Origin of the sequence: Salirhabdus salicampi (genome assembly GCF_024259515.1) — a bacterium.
Lineage (GTDB): Bacteria > Bacillota > Bacilli > Bacillales > Alkalibacillaceae > Salirhabdus_A > Salirhabdus_A salicampi.
The window spans coordinates 237,948-263,668 of the sequence record NZ_JANBWE010000003.1; the positions used below are offsets into that span (position 1 = coordinate 237,948).

27 protein-coding genes are annotated in these 25,721 nt (G+C 38.0%); 16 read left to right on the plus strand and 11 right to left on the minus strand.

All coding sequences use genetic code 11. The annotated features are described in order from the left end of the window. From NLW78_RS11080 to NLW78_RS11090, 3 genes are all read left to right on the plus strand, one after another. On the plus strand, positions 1-468 hold the full coding sequence (locus tag NLW78_RS11080; RefSeq protein ID WP_254497197.1) for an OsmC family protein: 468 nt from the start codon (positions 1-3) through the stop codon (positions 466-468). A gap of 550 nt (positions 469-1,018) precedes the next feature. Then, entirely contained in the window at positions 1,019-2,419 is a 1,401-nt protein-coding gene (locus NLW78_RS11085; protein ID WP_254497198.1) for an L-cystine transporter, read from the plus strand. A gap of 119 nt (positions 2,420-2,538) precedes the next feature. Then, positions 2,539-3,792, plus strand: coding sequence for an aminopeptidase (locus tag NLW78_RS11090; RefSeq protein WP_302328527.1), 1,254 nt, complete (start codon positions 2,539-2,541; stop codon positions 3,790-3,792). Positions 3,793-3,862: 70 nt separating this feature from the next. Here the strand turns inward: NLW78_RS11090 and NLW78_RS11095 are convergent, their stop codons facing one another. Beyond that, positions 3,863-5,266 carry a Na+/H+ antiporter NhaC family protein gene (locus NLW78_RS11095; RefSeq protein WP_254497199.1) on the minus strand — a complete coding sequence of 468 codons (1,404 nt, stop codon included), beginning with the start codon at positions 5,264-5,266 and terminating at the stop codon, positions 3,863-3,865. A 115-nt stretch (positions 5,267-5,381) separates the two neighbouring features. Beyond that, entirely contained in the window at positions 5,382-5,537 is a 156-nt protein-coding gene (locus tag NLW78_RS11100; protein ID WP_254497200.1) for a hypothetical protein, read from the minus strand. 179 nt (positions 5,538-5,716) lie between these two features. Here NLW78_RS11100 and NLW78_RS11105 point away from each other — a divergent pair, with 179 nt between their 5' ends. Further along, positions 5,717-6,577, plus strand: a complete 861-nt coding sequence (locus tag NLW78_RS11105; RefSeq protein ID WP_254497201.1) for a fructosamine kinase family protein — start codon at positions 5,717-5,719, stop codon at positions 6,575-6,577. Positions 6,578-6,594: 17 nt separating this feature from the next. Here the strand turns inward: NLW78_RS11105 and NLW78_RS11110 are convergent, their stop codons facing one another. Next, positions 6,595-7,308, minus strand: a complete 714-nt coding sequence (locus NLW78_RS11110) for a TrmH family RNA methyltransferase (RefSeq protein ID WP_254497202.1) — start codon at positions 7,306-7,308, stop codon at positions 6,595-6,597. Positions 7,309-7,445: 137 nt separating this feature from the next. On the opposite strand from NLW78_RS11110, the gene NLW78_RS11115 reads away from it, so the two are divergent. After that, positions 7,446-7,733, plus strand: coding sequence for a YwdI family protein (locus NLW78_RS11115; RefSeq protein WP_254497203.1), 288 nt, complete (start codon positions 7,446-7,448; stop codon positions 7,731-7,733). Between the two features lie 23 nt (positions 7,734-7,756). Then, positions 7,757-8,125: a DUF423 domain-containing protein gene (locus NLW78_RS11120; protein WP_254497204.1), complete on the plus strand. Its 369-nt coding sequence runs from the start codon at positions 7,757-7,759 to the stop codon at positions 8,123-8,125. Here NLW78_RS11120 and NLW78_RS11125 read toward each other — a convergent pair whose 3' ends face one another. From NLW78_RS11125 to hemQ, 4 genes are all read right to left on the minus strand, one after another. Continuing rightward, complete coding sequence (locus NLW78_RS11125) at positions 8,126-8,374, minus strand: hypothetical protein (protein ID WP_254497205.1); 249 nt, start codon at positions 8,372-8,374, stop codon at positions 8,126-8,128. 70 nt (positions 8,375-8,444) lie between these two features. After that, positions 8,445-8,966, minus strand: a complete 522-nt coding sequence (gene gerQ / locus NLW78_RS11130) for a spore coat protein GerQ (RefSeq protein WP_437181966.1) — start codon at positions 8,964-8,966, stop codon at positions 8,445-8,447. Between the two features lie 18 nt (positions 8,967-8,984). Next, entirely contained in the window at positions 8,985-9,407 is a 423-nt protein-coding gene (locus tag NLW78_RS11135; RefSeq protein WP_254497206.1) for a cell wall hydrolase, read from the minus strand. 186 nt (positions 9,408-9,593) lie between these two features. Further along, positions 9,594-10,337 carry a hydrogen peroxide-dependent heme synthase gene (gene hemQ, locus NLW78_RS11140; protein WP_254497207.1) on the minus strand — a complete coding sequence of 248 codons (744 nt, stop codon included), beginning with the start codon at positions 10,335-10,337 and terminating at the stop codon, positions 9,594-9,596. 207 nt (positions 10,338-10,544) lie between these two features. On the opposite strand from hemQ, the gene pta reads away from it, so the two are divergent. After that, positions 10,545-11,525, plus strand: coding sequence for a phosphate acetyltransferase (gene pta / locus NLW78_RS11145; RefSeq protein WP_254497208.1), 981 nt, complete (start codon positions 10,545-10,547; stop codon positions 11,523-11,525). 22 nt (positions 11,526-11,547) lie between these two features. On the opposite strand, the gene NLW78_RS11150 is transcribed toward pta, so the two are convergent. Then, positions 11,548-12,387 (minus strand): lipoate--protein ligase family protein, encoded by an 840-nt coding sequence (locus NLW78_RS11150; protein WP_254497209.1) that lies wholly within the window; start codon positions 12,385-12,387, stop codon positions 11,548-11,550. A 155-nt stretch (positions 12,388-12,542) separates the two neighbouring features. On the opposite strand from NLW78_RS11150, the gene NLW78_RS11155 reads away from it, so the two are divergent. The 4 genes from NLW78_RS11155 (at position 12,543) to NLW78_RS11170 (ending at position 16,828) form a co-directional block, all read left to right on the plus strand. After that, complete coding sequence (locus NLW78_RS11155; RefSeq protein ID WP_254497210.1) at positions 12,543-12,782, plus strand: YuzB family protein; 240 nt, start codon at positions 12,543-12,545, stop codon at positions 12,780-12,782. A 104-nt stretch (positions 12,783-12,886) separates the two neighbouring features. Next, on the plus strand, positions 12,887-14,182 hold the full coding sequence (locus NLW78_RS11160; RefSeq protein WP_254497211.1) for an HD domain-containing protein: 1,296 nt from the start codon (positions 12,887-12,889) through the stop codon (positions 14,180-14,182). Positions 14,183-14,195: 13 nt separating this feature from the next. Then, positions 14,196-14,690 (plus strand): YwgA family protein, encoded by a 495-nt coding sequence (locus NLW78_RS11165; RefSeq protein ID WP_254497212.1) that lies wholly within the window; start codon positions 14,196-14,198, stop codon positions 14,688-14,690. Positions 14,691-14,824: 134 nt separating this feature from the next. Beyond that, the gene (locus NLW78_RS11170; RefSeq protein ID WP_254497213.1) at positions 14,825-16,828 is read left to right on the plus strand and encodes an ABC transporter permease subunit; all 2,004 of its coding nucleotides are present in this window, start codon (positions 14,825-14,827) and stop codon (positions 16,826-16,828) included. Between the two features lie 437 nt (positions 16,829-17,265). Here the strand turns inward: NLW78_RS11170 and thmT are convergent, their stop codons facing one another. Beyond that, the gene (thmT, locus tag NLW78_RS11175) at positions 17,266-17,451 is read right to left on the minus strand and encodes a 2-hydroxymuconate tautomerase (protein WP_254497214.1); all 186 of its coding nucleotides are present in this window, start codon (positions 17,449-17,451) and stop codon (positions 17,266-17,268) included. Between the two features lie 101 nt (positions 17,452-17,552). On the opposite strand from thmT, the gene NLW78_RS11180 reads away from it, so the two are divergent. Then, positions 17,553-18,098 (plus strand): YwhD family protein, encoded by a 546-nt coding sequence (locus tag NLW78_RS11180; protein ID WP_254497215.1) that lies wholly within the window; start codon positions 17,553-17,555, stop codon positions 18,096-18,098. A gap of 149 nt (positions 18,099-18,247) precedes the next feature. Here NLW78_RS11180 and NLW78_RS11185 read toward each other — a convergent pair whose 3' ends face one another. Next, complete coding sequence (locus tag NLW78_RS11185) at positions 18,248-20,326, minus strand: transglycosylase domain-containing protein (protein ID WP_437181967.1); 2,079 nt, start codon at positions 20,324-20,326, stop codon at positions 18,248-18,250. Positions 20,327-20,514: 188 nt separating this feature from the next. Here NLW78_RS11185 and speE point away from each other — a divergent pair, with 188 nt between their 5' ends. The 4 genes from speE (at position 20,515) to argS (ending at position 24,461) form a co-directional block, all read left to right on the plus strand. Next, positions 20,515-21,342, plus strand: coding sequence for a spermidine synthase (speE, locus tag NLW78_RS11190; protein WP_254497217.1), 828 nt, complete (start codon positions 20,515-20,517; stop codon positions 21,340-21,342). 11 nt (positions 21,343-21,353) lie between these two features. After that, complete coding sequence (speB, locus tag NLW78_RS11195; RefSeq protein ID WP_254497218.1) at positions 21,354-22,229, plus strand: agmatinase; 876 nt, start codon at positions 21,354-21,356, stop codon at positions 22,227-22,229. 130 nt (positions 22,230-22,359) lie between these two features. After that, positions 22,360-22,788: a YwiB family protein gene (locus tag NLW78_RS11200; RefSeq protein ID WP_254497219.1), complete on the plus strand. Its 429-nt coding sequence runs from the start codon at positions 22,360-22,362 to the stop codon at positions 22,786-22,788. A gap of 2 nt (positions 22,789-22,790) precedes the next feature. Beyond that, a complete protein-coding gene (argS, locus tag NLW78_RS11205) occupies positions 22,791-24,461 on the plus strand; it encodes an arginine--tRNA ligase (protein WP_254497220.1) in 1,671 nt (556 codons plus the stop codon). 39 nt (positions 24,462-24,500) lie between these two features. On the opposite strand, the gene cls is transcribed toward argS, so the two are convergent. Beyond that, positions 24,501-25,691: a cardiolipin synthase gene (gene cls, locus NLW78_RS11210; RefSeq protein ID WP_254497221.1), complete on the minus strand. Its 1,191-nt coding sequence runs from the start codon at positions 25,689-25,691 to the stop codon at positions 24,501-24,503. Positions 25,692-25,721 lie beyond the last annotated feature (30 nt).

A 25,721-nucleotide genomic window follows, 5' to 3' on the forward strand; every position in this document is an offset into this window, starting at 1 on the left:
ATGGCTGAACATATATTTCACTTAAAGGCCGACTGGCCGGGAGGACGAAATTCCGTTGGAAAGATTGAATCAGGGAATTTAAAAACGGATATTTCCATCCCGCCAGAGATGGATGGTCCAGGAATTGGGACGAATCCTGATGAGATGTTACTTGGTGCCGCAGCAACTTGCTACATTATTACACTAGGTGCCATGATAGAGAGGTCGAACCTTCCGTTGCAGGCAATGAGCTTACAGTCAGAAGGAATCGTTGATGTAACAAATGGGGTATTCACATATAAGAAAATTATTCATAAGCCATATGTTTTATTAAACGAAAACGCTTCGAACCAGCAGTTATCATTATTACAACGACTAGTTGTAAAGGCGGATAAAACTTGCATGATCTCAAAAGCGGTTAAAGGAAATGTGGAAATGGAACTCATCCCAACTGTTCAAATTAAGGATAAAAGCCACATTAAAGAATAACGGGTTGATTTATCGCAAAGCTTTATTTAATATGAAAAGCGCCGCATTTTGCTGCGCTTTTTGTTTGAGAAAAAAGAACCGAGTTTGCCCATGCTGATATAACCTTCAAACTTTCTTCAACTAAAGCATCATAAGTGAACACTCTTGTTTCAATAATGTTCTCTTTAGTTGATGACTTAAAGTTTAAATCTTAACCTATTTAAATCCACTGTCTTCTTCATAAATTCTTATTAATGTTACTTATACTCTTTGCCCTACTTTATATCCGTTAGCTGAAGAGGCTTTATTTAGTTCCATCAACAACATGGTCTGCTCTTTCATCCTCTTTTAGATATTGACTGAACGATTTTTAATAAACCAAATACCTTTTTTGTATACATAAGAATGGAAATATTCCTTTCAATCGATAAGCTAAAGCATAGTAAACAAATAGGAATAATATTATAAAAAAGTGGTGCATTTGGTAAGAGCTTGAATATGATGTTGTTACAAAGGATAAAGCATACAAGCATTAGGCTCTTATCATACAAAAAAGGGAGGAGAAACAGTTATGTCAATTCTCGTTATTATTAATTTAGCGTTAATGGTTGGTATGATTGCCATATTAATTTACATGCATAAAAAGCATGTATCATTTAGTAAAAGAGTTTTTACAGGGCTAGGACTTGGTGTCTTGTTAGGAACGTATTTGCAATTTGCATATGGATCTGGTTCTCAGGTTGTGGCCGATACGGCAGAGTGGTATAACTTAGTCGGTCGTGGTTATATCCGTCTACTCATGATGATTGTTATTCCACTGATTATGGTTTCTATTATCCAAGCCATTACCAATTTACAAAAATCATCAGAACTGGGAAAGATGTCTCTATGGATAATTGGAATTTTAGTGGGAACTTCTATGATTGCAGCAGTAATAGGGGTTGGCAGCTCAATAGCATTTGATTTAAATGCAAACGATATTGAAGCAACCCAAGCGGAACAAGACCGTGGCGCTTATTTGGAGGAGCGTCTAGGAGACGTAGAAGGGTTATCGACTCCTGCTAAAATATTGCAGTTTATTCCGACAAACCCCTTTTTAGATATGACCGGTGATCGTTCTACATCGACGATTGCGGTTGTAATTTTCTCCGCCTTTATAGGTGTTGCTTTATTAGGATTGCGGCGAAGAATGCCTGAGCAAGCCGAAATGTTTACGAAGATGGTAAACGCTGTCCATGCTGTTGTCATGCGTATCGTTACACTCGTATTACGATTAACTCCTTTTGGAATTTTAGGATTGATGGCCAATACGGTTGCTAAAACAGATATAGCAGGTATCATAGCACTATCAAAGTTCGTTGTAGCTTCTTATGTAGCATTGTTCGTAATGTTCCTCATTCACTTATTGCTCATTAGTTTCACAGGGTTAAACCCTTTCACGTACGTGAAAAAAGTGTTGCCCGTTCTAGGATTTGCTTTCACGTCAAGGTCTAGTGCAGGAACAATTCCATTAAACGTGCAAGCACAAAAAAATAATTTAGGAGTAAATGAAGGTATTGCGAACATGTCTGCTTCCTTCGGTGCTACAATCGGGCAAAACGGTTGTGCAGGTATTTATCCAGCAATGCTTGCTGTAATGATCGCACCAACTGTAGGAATTAACCCATTAGATCCAGGGTTCATTGTTTCCTTAGTGTTAATTGTGGCAATAAGCTCGTTTGGGGTAGCTGGCGTTGGTGGAGGTGCAACATTTGCTGCGTTAATTGTCTTGTCAGCAATGAACCTACCTGTCTATTTAGCTGGTTTACTCATAACGATAGAGCCACTCATCGACATGGGACGTACAGCATTAAATGTAAATGGTGCGATGACATCTGGTACGATTACATCAAGAGTTTTAGGGAATTTAGACACGAAACGTTATAACGATAAAGAAGCAATTGAACAAGATGTCTCTGCATCTATGACGTAAATCATAACGGAAAACTGGCTATCATAATGATAGCCGGTTTTTTCGTTCTTTGATGAAAATGGTTGGGATTATAAGGATACTATGGAATAATAGAACTAGTTATAAGGAGGAGGTAAATTATGGTGAGTCCATCACAAGAACAATTAAAAAAATATGCCAGTCTCGCAATCCGTATTGGAGTTAATATACAAAAGGGACAACCTTTATTGATTAATGCTCCAATTGAAGGAGCAGAATTTGTACATTATGTAGTAGAAGAGGCTTATAACGCTGGAGCGGAAAATGTCCAAGTAGAGTGGAATGACGAAGTACTTACGAGAATGAAATTCATGAAGGAACCTTTACATGTCCTTGAATCATTTCCGGAGTGGAAAGTACAGAGATTAACAGAACACGTAAACAAGGGTGGGGCAGTGATAACTATTTATAGTCCAAACCCTGAATTATTACAAGGTGTTGATCCGGCTAAATTTTCTGCTGCAAATAAAGCTTCTGGAGAAGCACTGAAAGATTACCGTAACGCAATGATGACTGATACGGTTCAATGGTCCATCATTGGCATTCCAACAACAAACTGGGCGAAGAAAGTGTATCCAAATGTAGATGTAGAAGAAGCGAAGCAACAAATGTGGGAGCAGATTTTTCATATTACGAGGGTAGATCAAGAAGATCCTATTCAAGCTTGGTTGCAACATAATGATACATTACGTCAAGCTAGAGAATACTTAAATGAAAAACAATATGCTAAATTAATTTATAAAGCACCTGGAACAGATTTAACGGTTGAATTACCCGAGAATCACCGTTGGGCAGGTGGATCGACCGTAGCAAAAAATGGTGCAACCTTTAACCCGAATTTACCGACAGAAGAAGTATTTACAATGCCACATAAAGACGGAGTAAACGGGACGGTTAAAAGTACGAAACCTTTGAATTTTAACGGAAATCTTATCGATAACTTTACATTGACGTTTAAAGATGGAAAGGTTGTCGACTTTGAGGCAGAAACTGGTTATGAAACTTTAAAGTACTTATTAGAAGCGGATGAAAGCTCTAATCAGTTAGGAGAACTGGCGCTAGTACCTCATTCATCACCAATTTCGCAGTCAAATCTCATCTTTTACAATACGTTGTATGATGAAAATGCATCTTCTCACTTAGCGTTAGGAGCTGCATATCCCATTAATATGAAGGATGGTTCGTCATTAACGGAGGATGAATTAAAAGAACGAGGGGCAAATGTTAGTATTACCCACGAAGATTTTATGATTGGTTCTGCGGAACTCGATATTGATGCTGTAACAAAAGAAGGCAATATCGAACCGATTTTCCGAAACGGAAATTGGGCTTTGGACTTCAGTTCAGTTGAGTAGGGGCTTGATATTCAAGCTCCTTTTTTTTTGATAAAAAGCACATGGACTTCAATGAAGCCCATGTGCTTGATTAAATCGAAAAAATGAATGGTGCTACGAAAAATAAGACAGCGGCAACTCCTGCAGCGAGTAATGCAGGCTTCAATTTAAACTTTGAGTATTGGATAGGGTTTAAATCCAATATTCCTGCAGTCGTATTCGTATCATCACTTAATGGTGAAGCGAAGGCTCCAAACGTACCACTAGCAAAAACGGCACCGATAACAAATGCTAAATCCATTCCTGACACTTGAGCGAGAGATACGCCAACAGGCATTAAGATTCCCCATGTTCCCCACGAAGATCCGATAAAGTATGATAAACCACAACCGACAATGAATAGCAATGAAGCTACAAAGGACGGAGGTATCCAGGCTAGTCCAGAAGATATGACTTCCGCAAATTGTAATGCTTCGGAACCAACACTTAAAGCCCATACGAGTGTGAGAAGGACGATAACTTCCATCATTTCGTTACCACCCTCTACAAAGGCTTTTAGCATAACACCTAATTTTAAGTGTTTTAACATAAATAACATTAAACCGATAGCGGTTATTAATAAGCCAAGTACCATAGCATCAAGTACGTTTGCTTCCAAGAATACTTCTAATCCCGAAGTACCGCTTCCAAGACCTAGTACATACATAAAGAAGAACGTAAAGAAAATGATGCTAAATAGCGGAACGATTAAGTATATCGGTCTCTCAGGTAAATCCTTTCCCACTGCTGGATGACAGTCTACCCAATCATCTTCTGAGCTATTATCATCTTCCTCACCAACATTTGGAAGCTTTTTCGCTCGATGAAAAAGACCGAGATAAATACCGATTGCAACCATTGAAAAAGCAAAGAAGTTATACGGTATACTTTGTAAAAATAACCGGTACGCATCTCCAGATACACCGGCTTGGTGTATGGACAGTTCAATGACTGAGGTCATATATCCGACAAATGCAGTTGCAACAGGAATAAGTACAATTAACGGTGAGGCAGTTGTTTCAATTAGAAATCCTAATTCTTGTTTACTCATGTTAACTTTTTTACGCATTGCTCTCATAACAGGAGCAATCGTAACAATCCGAAAGCTGGGTGCACTGAATGTCCCTAAGGCGGATAGCCATGTTAATGCGAAGGCACTCTTTTTACTTGTCACTCTTGTCGAGGCCGTCTTAACAAACCCTTTTATGCCACCGGAAATTTTCATTAAAGTAACTAAAGCGGAAAACATATAAAGAAAGATAATAATTTTTAAGTTATTTGGATCAGATAAACTTTCGACAACAAAACGTAATGTAGCCGTTAATCCATCTAACCAATGTAGTTCAGCCAAATAACCGGCTGACAATACACCTAAGAATAAGCTTGGAATTACTTGTTTCGAAAAAATAGCCATTATAATAACGACGATAAATGGTACTAATGCCAGCCATTCCATATGCGCATTACCCTTTCTTTTCGTTCTGTTGTTATGTTGTGAAAAATAGGGTGAACTATGCAAAAAGAAAAAACACCTTGTCATTATGACAAGGCGCCCCTCTTAAAGATATCTCTTATATCGTTTCCCTCAGTGTCTGTTTTCGTTGAAGTTCTTTTGACAGTTGTTCATGAAGCCATGAAATAAATTCTTCTTCCTGTCCATCTAGCTTCCGGTTCAATTTCTGTTCGAACTCTTTCACAAGCGTTTCGAAGCTAAATAAGGTACTCATAATCTTCCCCCTTACAAAACATCCCAACTATTATTATACATCCTTTTCGCAATTTTGTAATAATTTTTACAAAAATTGTACGATTAAGAAAAATGTTGTAATGCAATTAGAGATTAACGAAGGAAGTGAAGATTTATTTCTTTATGTAATACTTGTTACAATATAAGTGGAGGGATTAGATGAAAGAAGAGTTACATAATATTTTGCAACAACACATTTCTCCCCATAGCCGTATTCAAAAAGTATCCGGTGGAATGATTAATGATGCATATTACGTTGAAACTGATGAACAACCTTTTTTCGTTAAAACAAACAGTAATGTTCCACACTCTTTTTTTCGCCAAGAAGCGGAGGGTTTAGCCTTAATTAGGAATACAAACGCAATAAACGTTCCTAACGTTTATTTTTATAACGAGCCAAAAGATGATGAACATGGTGTTCTTATATTGGAATGGGTTGAAGGAGATAAGAAGAAACATACCGAATCGACGTTGGGGAGACAGCTTGCAAACATGCACAAACAACATCAAAAAAAGCATGGGTTTTATGAAGATACGTTTATAGGTAACTTAACACAACCGAATGAACTATACGATAATTGGATCGAGTATTATCGCAACCATAGAATCATTCCACAAATGGAACTAGCAGAACAACTGAATCGAATGCCATTAAATAGAAGGGACAAACTAAATAAGTTGCTCGATCAACTTGAACGTTACATTCCATCCCAAACGGCACCTTCTTTATTACACGGTGACCTTTGGGGTGGGAATTGGATTGTAGGACGAAATGGTGAACCTTATCTTATTGATCCATCAGTCGTTTATGGTGATCGATTATTTGAATTAGCTTTCACTGAATTGTTTGGTGGATATTCCGGTGAATTTTATGAAGCCTATCATGAAGCCTACCCAATACCTAATTATTACGACGATATAAAACCTATTTACCAATTGTTTTATTTACTCGTTCACTTAAATATATTTGGGAAAACGTATGGTCATGGCATCGATCGAATATTAAAAAAGTATGTATGACAAAGGAAGAGGCAGGGTCATTGTGTGATGACACCTGCTTTTACTAGTTCTCTTACTTTTGGATTTAAAGTTTTCATCATCCATTGTTCATAAATATGTTTCTGCTCTTCTTTTGTAAGGTAGTACTTTTCGCTGGCTATTATTCGTGCTTTTTGCGTAGCTTCATAAAGGCTAATAGCAGCAGCAACGGAAATGTTTAAGCTTTGCATAAATCCGTTCATTGGGACGATAAATTGTTCATCAGCATACTGTAATGCTTCCTCGGAAACCCCTTCATGTTCATTTCCAAATAGTAAAACGGTAGGTTTATGAAAAGAGAGATTTTCTAAAGGTACAGATGTATTGCTTAAATGACTTGCAGCAATATGGTAACCGTTTGCTTTTAGCTGACCAATGGCATCCCTGATAGAAGGGTGTTTCATTACATTAATCCACTCCTCTGCTTGTTTAGAAATGGATTTAGCTGGAAGAAATGGTGCCTTTCCAGTTACGACGTGTACATCTTGAACACCAAATGATTCTGCACTTCTTAATAATGCTGCTTGATTATGTCCATCATCTACGGCCTCAGTTAAAAGGGTTATATAACGTGTTCTCTCTTGTAAAATATCATACATTTTCCGTAGCCGTTTCGGGAGAATCATATTCCATATATGTTTGTTTTCATCCGTCAACAATTGATCTTCAAATAAAGGATGTAATAGATTCGTTACGATAGTAATCCCCTCCACATCATATATCTCTTTTATCTATTATTCATATAGAAAAAAGTTTGTCCAATGGAACGGAATGAGCGGTTGGAGATTTATATTGTATCATCGTTTCATGGTATACTGGGTACGGATTAATGATGAAAGGAGAAGTAGAGGTGCCTATTCCTGAACAGAAAGTGTTAGAAAAGATTAGTAACGAAGTAAACAAGGCTATGTTGGATAAGGAAAACCCGGCTAAATTAAAACAACACATTCAAACGATTCGGTTATTAACCGATTTGTTTTTAGATGAAGATATGAGTACAGATGAGGCGGTAGTCATGGAGAAAATGAAGCAGCAACATAATGAAACTACTTCTACTACAAAAGTTCAGCAACCAAGACGAGAGACGAAACCAATTGATCATGATGAGGCAAATGGAGATTCGATTTTTGACTTTTAAGGTAGGGAAAGGGGACTAATGAAATGAAATTGTTTTTATTATTAGGTGCTATTAATGGCTTTTTAACCGTTGCACTCGGAGCATTCGGTGCCCATGGATTAGAAGGGAAAGTTTCAGAGAAAATGCTGAACATATGGGAAAAGGCAGTGCAATATCAAATGTTCCATACAATTGGATTATTTATTGTAGCCTTCCTTGTAGACAGGTTTTCAAGTACTACAATCAGTGGTGCTGGCTGGTTCTTCTTAGTCGGAATTGTTTTATTCTCTGGTAGTTTATATATCTATACAGTAACGAATGTAAAAGTGTTGGCTATGATTACACCAATTGGTGGGGTAGCTTTCCTTATTGGTTGGGTTATGTTGTTTGTTGCGATTTTAAAATCCCTTTAATTATGAAAAAAAGATAATTGTAGAAATGACAAGAATGATAATAGCCCGTATGATTTGAAGAATGAAATAGGGTTGATGAAATCGTAAATAATGTCCTAATCCTTCAAAAGCAAAACTAATGGCTAAAGCATAAAGGGCTAGTAAGTAAAAAGCGGAGTATTTTGAGAAGAGTCCGATTAAACTGCAAACAAGACAAACTCCTAACGCAATATGTTGGAATTGAAAGAAGCGTTCAGATGTGTGTCGCACTCATATCTTCCTTTCATTTGATAGAAAAAAGGAGTATCCAAGATTTGAAGGGATACTCCTTTTTCTCTATTTACTCAAATGGATACTCGTAATTTAATTCTTCATCAAACGTAATGTAATCTAAGTAAATCATAAGAAGCAGGTATCTTCGGCCTGTTTGTGGATCACTTAAAATTATGTGGTCACGACCTGCAGCTTCTACAATCCCTTTAAATACTTTTGCATTCCATTCTTTGTTTTGCTCAAACGTCATATAAACCGTGGCCGTTTTGCCTTTGTTTAATCGCAGGATGTTTTCAATATAAGATTCTTCAACTTGTGGAAGCTGTTGACCCGGGAATGGTCCACCAGATACTCCAGGAACCATTGGCTGTTGTCCAGGCATTCCTTGAAAACCTTGTTGACCACCAAAAAATCCAGGTGGGAAGCCTTGCATTCCTCCTTGTTGCTGACCAGGCATGCCAGAAGGTTGTTGGAAGCCACCTTGGAACATTTGTTGACCACCTTCTTGTTGTTGCCCTTGTTGAGGCATTCCTCCTTGGCCTTGACCTGAACCGAAAGAAGGACCTCCAAAATTTTGCGGATACGTCATGTAATGAACCTCTCCTTTCTAAAATACACTTGGACACTCAGATTGTGACGGTGTAAAGAAACAGTGTGATTTATATCTGCCTGTATTCCACTGACCATACCATTGTGAAGGACAGCTTCCTCCAGGCATGAAAAACCAAAGGGCATTGCTGGCTGGATGAAATCGTTCTCCTTTAATCGTGCGTCGAGCTAAGTTTATGTCATGTTCACGGGCGCGTTGATAAAAGTAGCTTTTTTGTGTCGCTTCGAAGCCACCTGGAGACTGGTAAACCATGTTTTCGATTGTTCGGATGTCCTTAAAATCAAGACAATCAGCTCGAACACGGTTTACGCCAACGTTTCCGACCATTAGCATCCCTAAGTTACCATCTCCCTCGGCTTCCGCCCTTAAGAGCCTTGCGAGTAACTTTTCTGACGCCGCGTTAGTTGCAATTACTGCCAAACAATTCACCTCGCTTTACCTAAATGAAAGAATCACTATTCGTACCCAAAGTGAGTACACAGTGTTTTCCTCTTTCTATTCCATATATATGCACTACATAATTCGATATGAGATGAATTGGTAAAAGAGTCATATGAAAAGCCTATGATCGCATGATCATAGGCTTTGTTCATTCATTATATTCATTTATACTTTTAAATATTGCTCAATCTCTTTCGTCTCTAGCCGGTTACCGACAAAGAATGTTCCGAATTCAGCAAAACGAGCACTTACTTCATCAAAACGCATTTCATACACTAATTTTTTGAACTGTAATACGTCATGTGCGTATAGGGTTACGCCCCATTCCCAATCATCAAAACCTACAGAACCGGTAATAATTTGACGTACTTTTCCAGCGTATTTCCGACCCGTTTTTCCATGAGCGTACATGAGCTTACCCCGTTCTTCCATAGATAAGCTGTACCAGTTATCATTACCTTGACGGCGCTTATCCATTGGGTAGAAACAAATGTAATCCCATTTCGGTAATATTGGCTTCAAGCGAGCTTGAATTTCTGGATCTGTATTCGGGTCTTTCCCTTGTGCCATATAATTCGAAAGTTCTACAACAGATACATAAGAATAAACCGGAATAGTATACTCAGCGAGTTTCGTTTTGTTAAAGGCTGTCTCTAGTTGTAATAGCTCGTCCATTGTTGGACGAAGGTTCATGAACAGCAGATCTGCTTTTTGTCCAACGATAGAGTATACGCCAAAGCTTCCTTCTTTCTCTTGTTCTGCTTCATTCCACTTATTTAGAAGGCTATTCAGCTCATGTAGTGCAGCGCTTTTTTCTTCTTCAGTAGCCTTTTTCCAAGCTGCCCAGTCAATTTTGCGAAAGTCATGGAGACAATACCAGCCATCAAGTGTTTCCACTGCTTCACTCATTTTAAACCGCTCCTTTATATGTAAAATCATTCTTATTGTTATCGGTTTTACTATAACATAATTTTTCGTGAAAGAGGAAACGTATAGTTAGGATTCAAATGTGCATCTCGGTAGCGTTTCGGTAGTTAAAAACGTTACACTAGCAATTAGGCATAATTATAATTACATAAACACCTTAGAGTGAATTGTTTTTTAGGAGGAAGTAACATGAGTGATTTGTTTGCTACGTTGAAAGAAAATTTGAAGAATAATCATAAGGAAGTTGTATTTCCTGAGTCATTAGATGAGCGAATTTTAGCAGCGGCAAGCCGCTTGGCTGAAGATGGTTATGTTACACCTGTATTAATAGGTGACGAAGAAGAAATTGCGAAGAAAGCGAAGGCACTGGATATTGACGTTTCAAAAAGTAAAATTGTTGACCCAAATCAATATGACAAGTTCGATGAAATGGTAGCTGCGTTTGTAGAAAGAAGAAAAGGGAAAGTATCCGAGGAAGATGCAAAAGAACTGTTGAAAAAAGAAAACAACTATTTCGGTACGATGCTCGTATATATGAACGAAGCAGCAGGGTTAGTAAGTGGTGCTGTTCATTCAACGGCAGATACAGTTCGACCAGCTTTACAAATTATTAAAACAAAACCAGGTGTAAAGCGTACTTCTGGTGTATTCATTATGGTTCGTGGTGAAGAGAAATATGTTTTCGCAGACTGTGCGATTAATATTACTCCTGATGAGGAAGGGTTAGCAGAAATTGCTAGCGAAAGTGCTAAAACAGCAAAGTTGTTTGGGATTGATCCTCGTGTAGCGATGTTAAGCTTCTCAACGAAAGGTTCAGCAAAGTCACCTGAAACAGAAAAGGTAGTGAAAGCGTTAGAAATGGCAAAAGAAGCAAACCCTAACCTTGTTATTGATGGTGAATTTCAATTTGATGCTGCATTTGTTCCTTCGGTAGCAGAGAAAAAGGCACCAGACTCAGTGTTAAAAGGTGATGCGAACGTTTTTATTTTCCCTAGCTTAGAAGCGGGTAACATCGGGTACAAAATTGCACAACGACTAGGAAACTTTGATGCAGTTGGACCGATATTGCAAGGATTAAATCAACCGGTCAATGATTTGTCTAGAGGTTGTAACGTAGATGATGTATATAAATTAGCGTTAATTACAGCTGCGCAGTCTGTATCTGAGTAAACATAAAGAAGGCACTAGGTTGTTATAATGAACCTAGTGCTTTTTCATTTCGTAATTCCATATATTCTAATCGTTTCTCAAATGACGCCCATTCTGAAGAAGAAAGCGGATCTGTTACAATTTTATTTGATAACGCTTGTAGTTCAAATAAAATACGGTTCCGAACGTCTTCTACTGTCATTGTTTTATTGTATAGTTCAGATAATGACGACATCGTTTCCGGTTTTACAGTAGGGTAAGCGAATTTCGTTTGTTCTCCCTTTGTTCCTAACTTATAGAATTCCTTAATGAATTGTGCACGTTCGCTGCCGCTTCCTTCCACGCATAAATAAATTTGAACAGCAGTTCCGTCCTTTACTTTACGTTGAGAAATGCCAGCGAATTTCTTCCCGCCTATACTTAAATCGAAATCACCTGGACAATAAGAACCTTTTACCTCAAAGGCATCTATTTGCATTCCTTCAGAAGCAAATAGTTGTCGAATAAATTGAACCATTGCACCGTAAGCATCATGAATATCAAGTTTTTTCGCATTTGGAAATATGAGAGAAACATTTAAAACCCCTTGGTCCAAAACGACAGCAAGACCACCAGAGTTTCGGATAAGAACTTGGTATCCTTGTTGTTCTAAGAAATTGACTCCGTCCTTCAAATATGGAAGACGAGCATCTGCAATCCCTAGCACAATCGTACGATCGTGAACCCATAGCCTAGTAACAGGTGGTGATGCCCCATCACCGACAGAAATAGCTAACGAATCGTCAATGGCAAATGAATGCATCGCACCGTTAAAATTTGTCATTGTGGAATGATCAATGAAACGTATATAATCAAATGATAATAAATCATTTTTTGTAGTCATACTCGTATGTTCTCCTTTTAATACCGATTACTGTCTTATTATATCAGAACACCCTTCTTGCAAGAATTCCTTTTTCCCGTTAAAATACCATTTAGTCTATAAAAAAATTATATTATATATGTTAGTCATTTTTTATATAAAAGGAGGGAAGGCAAATGGGGAATGAATTTCGGATTTGTGATGAATGTCGTACACCGAATGTAAAGACACTCACCCAATTGTTAAAAAAGATTGATCCCGAGGCTGAAATAAAAGTCGGTTGCCAATCTTATTGTGGACCTGGATTAAAGAAGACATTTGCCTTTGTTAACAACCGTCCGTGTGCCGCTCATACGGAAGAGGAATTAATTCCTAAAATTGAAAAAAGGTTAAAGAAACAACGACAACCTTCATAATAGAGATGGGCACCTTGTAGAAAAATCAAGGTGTTTTTTTGTGGACCAAATAGAGATATAATAGAAACAAATTGAACATGAATGTTGTAGAAAGGTCGGAAAACATGCCATATTTTAATGAGCAGTTAAGTGAAGAAAAGGTGTTTAAAGATCCGGTCCATCGGTACGTACATGTCCGTAATCGGGTTATATGGGACTTAATTGGAACCCCGGAATTTCAACGACTACGAAGAGTCCGACAACTCGGAACAACATATTTAACTTTTCACGGTGCTGAACATAGTCGGTTCAACCATTCTTTAGGAGTCTATGAAATTGTCCGAAGAATTTTGGAAAATTTTAAAGACCACCCTGATTGGAATGAGGAAGAACGCCTGCTTTGTTTATGTGCTGGCCTTTTACATGATTTAGGTCATGGCCCCTTTTCCCACTCTTTTGAAAAAGTATTTCATTTAGACCACGAAGATTTTACACAAGAAATTATACTCGGAGATACAAATGTGAATCGTATACTACAACGGGTTGGTGAAGACTTTCCCCAAAAGGTAGCTGATGTAATTGGGAAAACATATTCGAACAAGTTGGTAGTAAGCTTAATATCCAGCCAAATTGATGCTGACCGTATGGATTATTTACAACGGGATGCTTATTTCACAGGAGTAAGTTATGGATATTTCGATATGGAGCGAATTTTACGTGTTATGCGCCCGATGGGGGATCAAGTAGTAATTAAGGAAAGTGGTATGCACGCTGTAGAAGATTATATTATGAGCCGTTATCAAATGTATTGGCAAGTGTATTTTCACCCTGTGACGAGAAGTGCAGAGGTGATTTTATCGAAAATCTTACACAGAGCGAGGGATTTATATAATAGTGGTTACGAATTTCAACTAAAACCAATCCACTTTTATTCCTTATTTGAGGAAAACCCAACTCTTAATGATTATTTACAACTGGACGAATCTGTTGTCATGTATTACTTTCAAATATGGCGTAATGAGCAAGATGACATTTTACGAGATTTATGTAATCGGTTTGTGAATCGCCATTTATTTAAATACATTGAGTTTAATCCTAATTTACAAATAAGCGAATATATGGAATTGAACGATCTGTTTCGTAAGGTAGGAATTGACCCTGATTATTACTTAGAAGTAGATTCTTCTTCAGATCTTCCGTATGATTTTTACCGTCCTGGTGAAGAGGAAGAACGTTTGCCAATTCATTTACAAATGCCAAACGGTGATTTAAGAGAATTATCTCGTCATTCAGAGATTGTCGAAGCGATCTCCGGAAAAAAACGAACCGATCATAAACTGTACTTTCCGATGGACTTTATAGAAGGTTTATCTGATGATAATGCGAAAAAACAAAGAATTTTAGAAATTTTGAACGGATAGGAGAGGAAGAAAATTGCTAGCTGAACACGCAAAGCTAATGACGTTTTTTGCAAAAAGCAAAGAGGTCATTGGGCGGAAAAAGTTGCAAAAAATGATATATATATTAAAAAAATGTGATTTTCCTTTTTCAGAGCGTTACGGTTTCCATATTTATGGACCATATTCAGAAGAGCTAACCCTTCGAATTGAAGAACTGTGTAATTTAGGCTTTTTAGCAGAAGAAAAGGAAAAAAAGAGCAATTATTACCAATATAGATATATCGTAACGGAAGATGGAGAACAATTTTTAAGTCATTACAATATTGACTTGCCTCATATGGAATCATATATTCAATTATTAAACGAAAAAAGTTCCCGTTTTCTTGAATTAGTATCTACCATGCTTTACTTCGAAAACTTAAGTAAAGAAGAAGTAGAAGATAAAGTGCTTACGGTAAAAAGCAAACAAAAGTATACGAGGGAAGAGTTTGATGAAGCATGGAAGTTTATTCATGAATTAACGAATTAAATATCGTGTTAAGGATAGGGTTTTCCAAACCCTATCCTTTTTTTGTAATACTGAAATACTCATAGTGGATAATCATCTAAAACTATAGTGATATAATGTATTTATTGACTCAAATTGGTGAGGGGTAGATATAAATGCGACTTATACAGACAATTAATTATTTTTTATTAGGGATTTTTGGCATTATATGTATCAGTGTGGCACCGAAAGCGTTGGAAAATAAACAGCTGACGAATTCAGCAAACTATCTATCAGAACTCTTTTCATTTATTAAGGAATTCCTTGACGTTGACAATTGGGTGTTTGTTTATCGGGGGCAACCAAATCCAATTTGGGAATATTTATGGGAACCCTATATTTATTCAATGCAAATTTTACTAGGTGCGATACTTGGAGGTTTTGTTGTAGCTCTTATTTTAGCCATCACACTAAACTTCCTCCCCAAACCAATTTCATCTTTTGTAAAACGGCTCCTTAATTTTTTGGAAGCTATTCCTGATTTACTCATCGCGGTACTTCTTCAATGGATAGTTATTGAAGTCATGCATAGGACGGGTATTTCGTTATTTAGAATAGCCTCATTAGGAGGAGACCAGAAAGCTTATGCAGGACCGATTCTAACATTAGCAATCCTACCATTAGTGTCGCTGTTTAAAATTTTCCTCCTCATGATTGAAGAAGAGTTTATTAAAAGTTATGTTGAATTTGCAAAGAGTAAAGGGATAAAAAAGTTTAGTATTATTGTGGCCCATGTTATAAAGAACATATTTCCTAGTACAATTCATCATTCCAAGGTGATTATTTGGGGTTCGTTATCCAGCCTTTTTATCGTTGAACGAGTGTTTAACGTACGAGGAGTTTCAGACATCTTATTGAACAATTTCAACAAGCCGATGGTAGTAGCCTTTATACTAATAATGTTATTTACGCCGTTCTTCGTTTTATATAATTTATTAAACATATGGGCAGAAGCAGATATCCGTGCAGGGGTTCCTGTGAAAAAAGGAGACGATATCCCTATTATTAAGAGGGGTATATTATATACCCGGAACTTTATCACTAACATTATTTGGCCACCAGCAATGTATGTATTGAAGGTCATTTTGGTCCATATGAAGAATGTAAAGTTTGCTATCGGCTTTCTCTTCTTAATAGGAATACTAGTATATAGCTACTTACATACGAAGTTAGCCTCCCCGGTAATAGATCAAGTGCGATTGTATTATAATCCAAGCGGAAAGTTACTTGGGAACACCCCACATGAACCAACAGACCCGTTTTTCCTCGGTTCAGATCGACTTGGGTACAGCATTTGGGATCAAATCGTTGTTGGTGCGAAATATACAATATTATTTGCATTTATTGTTGCTGTATTGCGAATAATCATCGGATTTCTCTTAGGTACGTTTTATACATTTAAGTTAAGTTCTTCGGGACGAAAGGTGATCGATAAAATTGCAGAATCTTCACACTTTCTTCCGTTAAGTATTATTGCATATGCGATTTTACACCCAATCTTAATACAACCGAGAGATGGTTGGGAAACATCGTTTTTTGAGAGGGTAGTCTTAGAAATCATCATATTGACTATTCTCGTTATCCCGGTCATGATGGCGCTAACCGGAAATGAAATTGGTACAGTGATGAAGAACGAGTTTATTTTAAGTGCAATAGTATTAGGTGGAGGACCAAGGCACATGTTAACGAAACATATCTTGCCACACATTGGTCCTAGAATGACGATTTTATTTGGACAGCAGTTTATTCAAGTGTTATTGTTGCTCATTCACCTCGGTTTTTTTCAACTATACTTTGGAGGAACCGTCATGTCTTTTGGTTTATTGGCAGATCCACCCCAATCATATACAAATGAATGGTCGGGATTAATTGGTAATGCTGGCACTGATTTTCGGGTTTGGCCTCATTTAGTGTTACCGGTTCTAATTGCATTCATGTTAGTCATTTTTGCAATGCAATTAATTGTTCAAGGGGTTAAAGAAGTACAACAAGTGAAAGTAGGTGTCTTATATAAATTCAATAAGACAAAGAAAACAGAAGAGGAAAATGACGCAAAATCTTACCCTAATGCTAATGTTGAGGAGAATCAGTTTCAATTTACGAAACAAAACGTTAAATAAGAAAAAAACTCCTAAGGTGGCGACCCGAATAAGTTAGAGTTTGCTGAATGTGATAATGATAGGTGGTTTCTGGCATATTGACGATACGTAACACATCTTTTAATTTGAATCCTTCTTGTTTGAGCTCGAACGCAAACGCTGCTTGTGCTTTTCTAGCTAGGCATTCGGGTTCTCCTGAAGTGCTTTTAGCTTATTTAAATAGGCATTTTCTAGTCGAAGAAGTTCATTTTCACGCTCTAGTTGTTCTTCGCGAGACAGTGCTTTTTTTGTTTTGATGGTTTTGATTTTCCTTTTCCAGACATAGGAGGCCGTCCTTTTGGTTTCGCTTTGAGCCTTCTATCCCTTCGTTAAAAAAACTAACATGATATCTTGCCATACAAAAACACCCCAAAAGTTAGATTTTCACTCTAACTTTTGGGGTAATGGAGGGCTTATTCTTATTGGTCGCTTAATCGCTTACCACCAACAGCATAGTGGTTCTTTTCCATTTCTTCAATGAAAACAACAACCTTTTCCTTAGAGGCACCAGTTGTTTCAACAACAGCGTCTGTAACTTTTTCTGTTAGCGCTCTCTTTTGGTCATCGGTACGTCCTGGTAACATTTTTACGGTTACGTATGGCATATAGATCCTCCTTTGCAACTAGTTTTCGTCATACTGTATGTAGCTAGGATGCTTTTCCTAATATATCTATGATAAAATAATAATCAAACTTTTGCTACGTTATGAAGGAGGTTATTTCGTTGAATTCCTTTTTTAATAGTGATAACAACAACGAAAAAAAATCAAAACAATTTACCATTATGAAAGATGACTCTACGGATGGACATGGAGGTTATGGGGTAGGATCTGTCAGCCTTGAAAATGTTTCCCCGGTTATTGTGGATCCAAATGAACATGAGGCTTATGTTGATATGGGTGCAATGCATGCGCGGAGTGCAGTGGAGAAACGGATTAAATTTTTAACAGACAAAAGTGAAGTTCCTAATGGAAAGTTATACTGGATTGCGTGGGTAACGGTTGAACGGAGTGAGAATGGTGCCCACTATTACGGCGTAACCGCAAGTGAAATGCTGGTAGATAAAGAAATTCGCAGAGGCTACAAGTTGCTCCCTGAACATGTAAATCACTTGGACAAATCATTAAAAGGTCGATTTATCGTAGAACATATGGATGCAACCTCCAAGAAAATTTTAAAAGAGTATTTACAAACCTTTAATGAAGAGTATTGGAACAATTCTTCCGAAGAATTAAAAAAAGCATTAGCCTAATATCCGGAAATATGAACGAATTGTGAACGTTTTGTGAACACCTTGAGGTTTATGTTGGAAATGAATAAAATAAAATACACACGGGTTTATGTGTTTACTAGGACAAAGAAAAGGGTCGGTTCCAGAACCGACCCTTTTCTTATGGGGCCTTAAAATAACCAATCAAACCAAGACCTCCATCCTTTCTCTTTGTTTTGCTTCGTTTCATTGTCGACCTGATGTTGGTCCTCGATTTTTTCTTCAATTCCTTTATGATTATGCTCCTCACATAAAATTCTCGGTTCCGTCCCCTCAATGAAATAGGTGAGACGCTTTGTAGGACAGGCATTCGTTGCGAGCTTTCCTGTTTGTGGATCCATATATACGGGTGTGACACCATCAGGGGGGATAAATGACTTTTTCGGTAACGGTTTATGAGCACGTTCCATATATTGAGCCCAAATTTCCTTTGCATACACCTGCTCACGAATTTGATTGAGTGGTTCATTCATATCGTAACCAGTCCAAACCGCTGTAACGATTTGGGGGCTAAATCCAACCATCCAGCTATCGGTATTTGTAGTACCTGATTTGCCGGCATATTCCCTCGTTAATTGGTCGTTAATGGCTGCTCCTGTTACCCGGCTATAACCATTTAGGGCCTCATCGAAAATACCCGTCATTAAATGGCTTAAGACAAATGTGTATCTTTCATCTAATACTTGTTTTGTCTCAATCTTTCGTTCGTATAAGACCGTCCCTGAAGCATCGGTGATTTTTGTAATGGTATGTGGAGTCACTTTCTTCCCGTAGTTTGCCATCATGCTATAACTTGATGCCATGTCCATAACGGTTACAGAGGCTGTGCCTAAAGCTAATGACGGCACCGCAGGAAGAGGGCGTTCTATTCCAAATTCATGCGCCGTCTCTACTAATCGTTCCGGGTTTAAAAATAAATTCGTCTTAACCGCATATATATTGTCTGAAAGAGCTAAAGCTTGCGCTAATGTGATAGGTGAATAAGCATAATAGCCGTTATAATTTGAAGGTTGATAGACAGACCCATCCTCTAATTGAAAGTGTGTAGGTTTACTTTCCAGTGCGGTAGCTGGTGTATACCCGTGTTTCAGTGCAGAGTAATAGAGGAACGGTTTAAACGTTGAACCTGCCATCCGGGTCGCTTGTACAGCTCGATTGTACGGACTTTTCTCATAATCCCTCCCGCCAATCAATGCTTCAACACTACCTGTTTCCGGGTTCATACTTACTGCCCCAACTTGAATGGTAGATGCTTCGTCAATCGTTTCTTCCACAACACGCTCCAATTCTTCTTGTTTACGTACATCTAGCGTCGTATAAATGTTATACCCACTCGTTCTTATTTTGTTCTTGGATATATTCAATAATTTTTCGGCTTCATGTAAGACAACATCTTGGAAATAAGGGGCTATTTGGCGGCCTTCATCATTATCGTTACGTGCAATCACGATTTCCGCCTGTTTTGCTTGTTCATATTGCTGCTGATTTATTTTTCCTATGTTTTTTAACATCGTCAAAATCATTTGCTGACGGTTCATCGCTCGTTCTAAATTCGTGATGGGTGAATATAAACTTGGCCCTTTCGGAATGGAAGCTAGTAGTGCAGCTTCTGATAACGTTAAATTTTCCGCTTCTTTTTGGAAATAAAAACGACTTGCCGCTTCAATACCATAGTTTCCATGACCAAAATAAATCGTGTTTAAGTAACCTTCAAATATTTCATCCTTTTCATAAAACATTTCAAGGCGAATCGCATATAATGCTTCTTTCCATTTCCTTGTCCACGTTTTTTCGTGATTTAAATATAAGTTTCGAGCATATTGCTGGGTAATTGTACTTGCCCCTTCTACTTTATTCATTGCGATCACATTTTCGACAGCAGCGCCTATAATCCGTTTGAAATCAAATCCTACATGATCATAGAAATTCCGATCTTCGGTGGCTAAAAATGCCTCTTTTACATAAGGAGATATTTCTTCGATAGGCACCCAATAACGATTTTCTTCTCCGTGCTTCACGCCAATCACTTTCGTGTCATGATCATAAATAACCGTATTTTGATCGTTCGTCAAATTAGGAGGACCTTGCAAAAAGCTATAAAAATAGATGCTGATAGCCATAATAAAAACACCACTAAAGAAAAGAAAGCTAACAAAAAAGAGCCATTTCAGGTGTTTCCCTGTTAATCGGAATCTTTTTTCTCTCATCATGTTTGCATCACCTTTCAAGAAGTAAAACACAGAGATACATGTTAACAGTATGGAAAGGGAAACGATAATTTAAACGTTTTTTCGACATGGAGAAAGTTTTCGTTAAAAATTGTGATTTATTATGAACTGGTGATATGATATATGCGGTAAAACTATAGGGACACTTAACGGAAAGGAAGATCAAATAAATGGGTTTATGGTTTACTGAAAAACAAACAGATCATTTTGGGATTACTGCTAAAATAAAACGAACATTACATACGGAAAAAACTGATTTTCAACAGCTGGATATGTATGAAACAGAAGAGTGGGGCAATATGCTCGTGCTTGATGATATGGTGATGACAACGGAAAAGGATGAATTTGTCTATCATGAAATGGTGGCACATGTACCCCTATTCACCCACCCAAATCCGAAGCACGTACTAGTTGTTGGTGGTGGTGACGGCGGTGTTATTCGGGAAGTACTTAAGCATCCATCGGTCGAGAAAGCAACCCTGGTTGAAATTGACGGAAAAGTGATTGAGTATTCGAAGCAATACTTACCGAGCATTGCCGGTGACTTAGATAGTGAAAGAGTAGACGTCCAAGTTGATGATGGCTTTATGCATATTGCGAAAAGCGAGCAAGCATACGACGTCATTATGGTTGATTCAACAGAACCAGTAGGTCCTGCAGTGAACTTATTCACAAAAGGATTTTACGCAGGGATTTCCAATGCGTTAAAACCTGACGGCATCTTTGTCGCCCAAACGGATAATCCGTGGTTTAAAGACGATTTAATTCAGCAAGTGTATCACGATGTAAAAGAGATTTTTCCGATTACGCGATTATATACTGCTAATATTCCAACATATCCAAGTGGACTTTGGACATTTACCATCGGTAGTAAAATATATGACCCACTAAAGGTGGAAGAGGGTCGTTTTCACGACATTGAAACGAAGTATTATACGAAAGAATTGCATAAAGCAGCATTTGCATTACCGAAATTTGTTCAAGATTTAACGAAATAAGAGGTGACATGATGAGATTTGATGAAGGCTATTCGGGAAAAGTGTTTATTATGAGCCGTCCTGAACATGAAAAAGCTGAAGCTATTATTTACGGGATGCCAATGGACTGGACTGTAAGCTTCCGACCAGGCTCCCGCTTTGGGCCAAACCGGATACGTGAGGCTTCTATCGGCTTAGAAGAATACTCCCCATATATGGACCGACATTTAGAAGAAGTACACTATTACGATGCTGGAGATATTCCGCTTCCCTTTGGAAATCCAAGCCGAAGCTTAAGTATGATATATGACTTTACGAAAAAGATATTTGAACAAGGTAAGTTTCCCTTAGGCTTAGGAGGAGAACATTTAGTGACGTGGCCCGTGTTACAGGCTGCCTACGAAAAATATTCAGATATGGCGATTATTCATATCGATGCTCATGCTGATTTACGTGAAGAATACGAAGGTGAGGTGCTGTCCCATTCTACCCCAATTCGTAAGGCGTGTAATTTAATTGGTCCAGAGAATGTATACTCATTTGGCATTCGTTCAGGAATGAGGGAAGAATTTCAGTATGCGAAGGAAAGCGGCATGTATATGGCGAAATATGATGTAATTGAGCCATTGAAACAAATATTGCCAACATTACAAGGTCGAAATGTATACGTAACGATTGATATAGATGTACTGGACCCTGCTTATGCTCCAGGAACAGGAACGGCTGAGGCGGGTGGTATTTCTTCCAAGGAATTGCTGCAAGCCATTAAAGCGATAGCCGATGCCGATGTAAACGTTATAGGTGCCGATGTAGTAGAAGTGGCCCCTGTATATGACCCGACAGAAAAAACGCCAATTGCTGCCAGTAAATTTGTACGTGAAATATTACTAGGTTGGGTAAAGGAATAATAGCGAAAAAGACCGTGATGGCACGGTCTTTTTTATTGGAAATGGATTGTCTAGGTTGAGAAATTTTCGCTCATTCTTTATAATTAACAGACTAAAGTAGATGCTGGGAATGAAATAGGAGAGAAGTATTGTGGCTGAACAAAAGCAAGTAAATGTAAAAGTGACGTCGATGATTTCCGAGTCTGGACATAAAGAGACGATCGAAGTTGAGGAACAGGGCCGATATTACCAGAAAGGTGATACTCATATTTTAATTTTTGATGAAAAAGATGACGAGGATAATGTCACTCATAACTTTTTTACAATTAATGAAGAGAAGGTCGTTCTCAAAAGGAGTGGACAGATGAGGATGAATCAAATGTTTCGCTTAGGTCAAACGACAGAAAATCCTTATCAGCACCCATACGGAACGATGCTCATGAAAACGAAAACGAAGCAATTACAATTCGATACATCTGAGGATCAGACAAAAGGCCAATTGCAAATTGATTACGAACTTAGTTTAAGTGAACAACCTGTCCGTCAACACCGGTTAACAATTACATATGAGGAGGTTTAACGATGAATATCGTAGAACAAGTTGAACAAAAGTTGAAAGAAGAAATCGTTCAATCCGTCATTAAGGCACAATTAGCAACGGAAGAACAGATTCCAACCGTTATATTAGAAACACCGAAGGAAAAAGCTCACGGTGATTACGCGACAAATATGGCGATGCAGTTGGCACGTGTAGCTAGAAAAGCACCTCGTCAAATTGCAGAAGAGATCGTAAAGCATTTTGATCAAACGAAAGCTTCCATTGAAAGTATCGACATAGCAGGTCCCGGTTTCATTAATTTCCATTTAGATAATTCCTTTTTGACGGATTTAGTAACCACAGTATTAGACCAAGGGGACAATTACGGAAAAACGAATGTTGGGAACGGCGAAAAAGTGCAAATTGAGTTCGTTTCTGCGAATCCGACAGGCACTCTTCATTTAGGTCACGCACGAGGCGCCGCGTTTGGTGATGCGTTAGCGAATATCATGGATACAGCAGGTTATCATGTTGAACGTGAATATTACATTAATGACGCTGGAAATCAAATGAACAACTTAGCCAAATCAGTAGAAGCAAGATATATGCAAGCTCTCGAAAAAGATTGGGATATGCCGGAGGATGGCTATTTCGGTCAAGATATTGTCCAGCTCGGCAAAAAGCTGGCGGAAGAAGAAGGAGAGAAATGGGTCGACACAACAGAAGAGGAACGTCTTGCTTATTGTAAACAGTATGGCCTGTCCTTCCTATTAAACCGTATTAAAGAAGATTTGGAGAGTTACCGAGTTACATTTGATAATTGGTTCTCCGAAACGTCTTTATATGAGGATGGAAAAGTAGAAGAATCGTTAAATATGCTACAAGAAAAAGGCTACTTATACGAAGCGGAAGGCGCCCTATGGTTCCGCTCTACAGATTTTGGTGATGACAAAGACCGCGTTCTTGTAAAGAAAGATGGATCTTACACATATTTAACACCGGACATATCTTATCATAATGATAAATTCCGTCGTGGATTTAAAACGTTAATAAACGTTTGGGGGGCAGATCACCACGGATATATTCCACGAATGAAGGCAGCGATTACTGCCTTAGGCTATAATCCGGAAGATTTAGAAGTACCTATTATCCAAATGGTAAACTTAATCCAGGACGGTGAAATCGTAAAGATGAGTAAGCGTACTGGAAAGGCAGTAACGATGTTGGAACTCATAGAAGAAGTAGGGTTGGACGCGGTTCGCTATTTCTTCGTTATGCGTTCAAATGATTCCCATCTAGACTTTGATATGGATTTAGCAACGTCCCAATCAAATGAGAATCCAGTCTACTACGTACAGTATGCCCATGCGCGAATTTGTAGTGTACTTCGTCAGGCAGAAGAGAAAGGATTCAAAGTAGAGCAAAACTTTGATAAAACATTACTATCTTCTGAAAAAGAAGTGGATGTACTGAAACGAATAGGGGAATTCCCGCAAGTAGTTGGTGATGCCGCTGAAAAGCGTGCTCCCCACCGCATTACACAATACGTGTTTGACTTAGCTGCTGATTTTCATAGTTTTTATAACGCGGAGAAGGTTGTCGACATTGAGCACGCAGAACGCACAAAAGCGAGACTGGCACTAATTGAAGCTGTCCGTATTACAATTGCAAATAGTTTACAACTAATCGGTGTTCAAGCACCGGAGCGTATGTAGGCCAAAAAAAGGAGAACTGACGGAATCAGTTCTCTTTTTTTACAGGATTGGTTTAAAAATCTTTGCAATTATCATTTTCACCTTTGTTAACACACTTATGCGTTCATACCAATCATCGGTAAGTTCTATACTTTCGTCGAAATCTTTCAAATACAGTTCTTTAACTTTTTCAATGAATGACTTATCGTATAACAATGTGTTCACTTCTTTGTTTAAAAAGAAGCTGCGCATATCAAAATTCGCTGTTCCGATATCACAAAGGTTATCATCAATGATTAAGACCTTTGCATGGTAAAATCCTTGATCGAATAATCGGATGTCCGCTCCAAGTTTTCTCAATTCCATGATATATGGAATCGCAGCTTCCTTCACAAGAGGATGATCCCGTTTCATCGGAATAAGTATTTTGATCGTTACCCCCCGCATGATTGCGGAAATTAATGCTTTGTACACATTTTTGCTTGGTACGAAATAAGGGGATCCTATATATATTGTTTCCTTTGCCTCATTTAAAAACGAAATGATAATCTCTTCCAGCTTAGTTCCATCTGTAGCGACAATCTTAGCACGTTTCGTTTTCTTCGGTAGAGGCACTTTATAAAACGTCCCTTTTTCACCTGCAAGTTGCCAATCGTCTTGAAATACTGTTATGAAATCTTGAACAATTTCTCCGGTTAGTCGCAAATGATAATCGTGCCAATCGTTATATTTTGGATTTTTTCCAACATATTCTTTTCCGAGATTATAACCACCAGCATAAGCAATTTTGCCATCAATGACTGCTATTTTGCGATGATTACGGCGATTCAGCTTATAAAGAAGATACGGGAAAGATGGTGTTTCGCTAAACGCAAAGTGAATATTAGCTTGTTCCAAGTCAGCTCTTATTTTTTTCGTTATATTTATACTCCCGATTCGGTCCGCAAGCAATCGTACTTTTACTCCTTCGTTGGCTTTATCCTTTAGCAGCTGTAAAAAAGGCTTACTAAACATATCCGTCCGGATGATAAAAAATTGGATGTTCACTTCATGCTTGGCATCTTTAATATCTTGCATGAGAGTTCGATATAGTGCATCCCCATTATTGAACAGCTCATAGTCAGCGCTCGTTTCCGAGAATGGCAGAAATCTGGATCGTTTCATATGTTGTTTCTTACCAAAATAAAAATCTAAGTATATAAGTATAATTAGTACAATGAGTATTACTATCGACAGGAACAGTACGTTCAACAGTCATTCTCCTTTCCATTACTATAATAT

Bases quoted from the DNA above. Each gene is read 5' to 3' on its own strand.
- NLW78_RS11185 (WP_437181967.1), bottom strand. From the start codon at position 20,326: ATGATGAGAGAAAAAAGATTCCGATTAACAGGGAAACACCTGAAATGG.
- NLW78_RS11090 (WP_302328527.1), top strand. From the start codon at position 2,539: ATGGTGAGTCCATCACAAGAACAATTAAAAAAATATGCCAGTCTCGCA.
- NLW78_RS11095 (WP_254497199.1), bottom strand. From the start codon at position 5,266: ATGGAATGGCTGGCATTAGTACCATTTATCGTCGTTATTATAATGGCT.
- speB (WP_254497218.1), top strand. From the start codon at position 21,354: ATGAGATTTGATGAAGGCTATTCGGGAAAAGTGTTTATTATGAGCCGT.
- NLW78_RS11085 (WP_254497198.1), top strand. From the start codon at position 1,019: ATGTCAATTCTCGTTATTATTAATTTAGCGTTAATGGTTGGTATGATT.
- NLW78_RS11150 (WP_254497209.1), bottom strand. From the start codon at position 12,387: ATGACTACAAAAAATGATTTATTATCATTTGATTATATACGTTTCATT.
- NLW78_RS11180 (WP_254497215.1), top strand. From the start codon at position 17,553: ATGAAGGAGGTTATTTCGTTGAATTCCTTTTTTAATAGTGATAACAAC.
- NLW78_RS11170 (WP_254497213.1), top strand. From the start codon at position 14,825: ATGCGACTTATACAGACAATTAATTATTTTTTATTAGGGATTTTTGGC.
- thmT (WP_254497214.1), bottom strand. From the start codon at position 17,451: ATGCCATACGTAACCGTAAAAATGTTACCAGGACGTACCGATGACCAA.
- NLW78_RS11080 (WP_254497197.1), top strand. From the start codon at position 1: ATGGCTGAACATATATTTCACTTAAAGGCCGACTGGCCGGGAGGACGA.
- hemQ (WP_254497207.1), bottom strand. From the start codon at position 10,337: ATGAGTGAAGCAGTGGAAACACTTGATGGCTGGTATTGTCTCCATGAC.
- argS (WP_254497220.1), top strand. From the start codon at position 22,791: ATGAATATCGTAGAACAAGTTGAACAAAAGTTGAAAGAAGAAATCGTT.
- NLW78_RS11100 (WP_254497200.1), bottom strand. From the start codon at position 5,537: ATGAGTACCTTATTTAGCTTCGAAACGCTTGTGAAAGAGTTCGAACAG.
- pta (WP_254497208.1), top strand. From the start codon at position 10,545: ATGAGTGATTTGTTTGCTACGTTGAAAGAAAATTTGAAGAATAATCAT.
- NLW78_RS11160 (WP_254497211.1), top strand. From the start codon at position 12,887: ATGCCATATTTTAATGAGCAGTTAAGTGAAGAAAAGGTGTTTAAAGAT.
- NLW78_RS11105 (WP_254497201.1), top strand. From the start codon at position 5,717: ATGAAAGAAGAGTTACATAATATTTTGCAACAACACATTTCTCCCCAT.
- NLW78_RS11155 (WP_254497210.1), top strand. From the start codon at position 12,543: ATGGGGAATGAATTTCGGATTTGTGATGAATGTCGTACACCGAATGTA.
- gerQ (WP_437181966.1), bottom strand. From the start codon at position 8,966: ATGACGTATCCGCAAAATTTTGGAGGTCCTTCTTTCGGTTCAGGTCAA.
- speE (WP_254497217.1), top strand. From the start codon at position 20,515: ATGGGTTTATGGTTTACTGAAAAACAAACAGATCATTTTGGGATTACT.
- NLW78_RS11120 (WP_254497204.1), top strand. From the start codon at position 7,757: ATGAAATTGTTTTTATTATTAGGTGCTATTAATGGCTTTTTAACCGTT.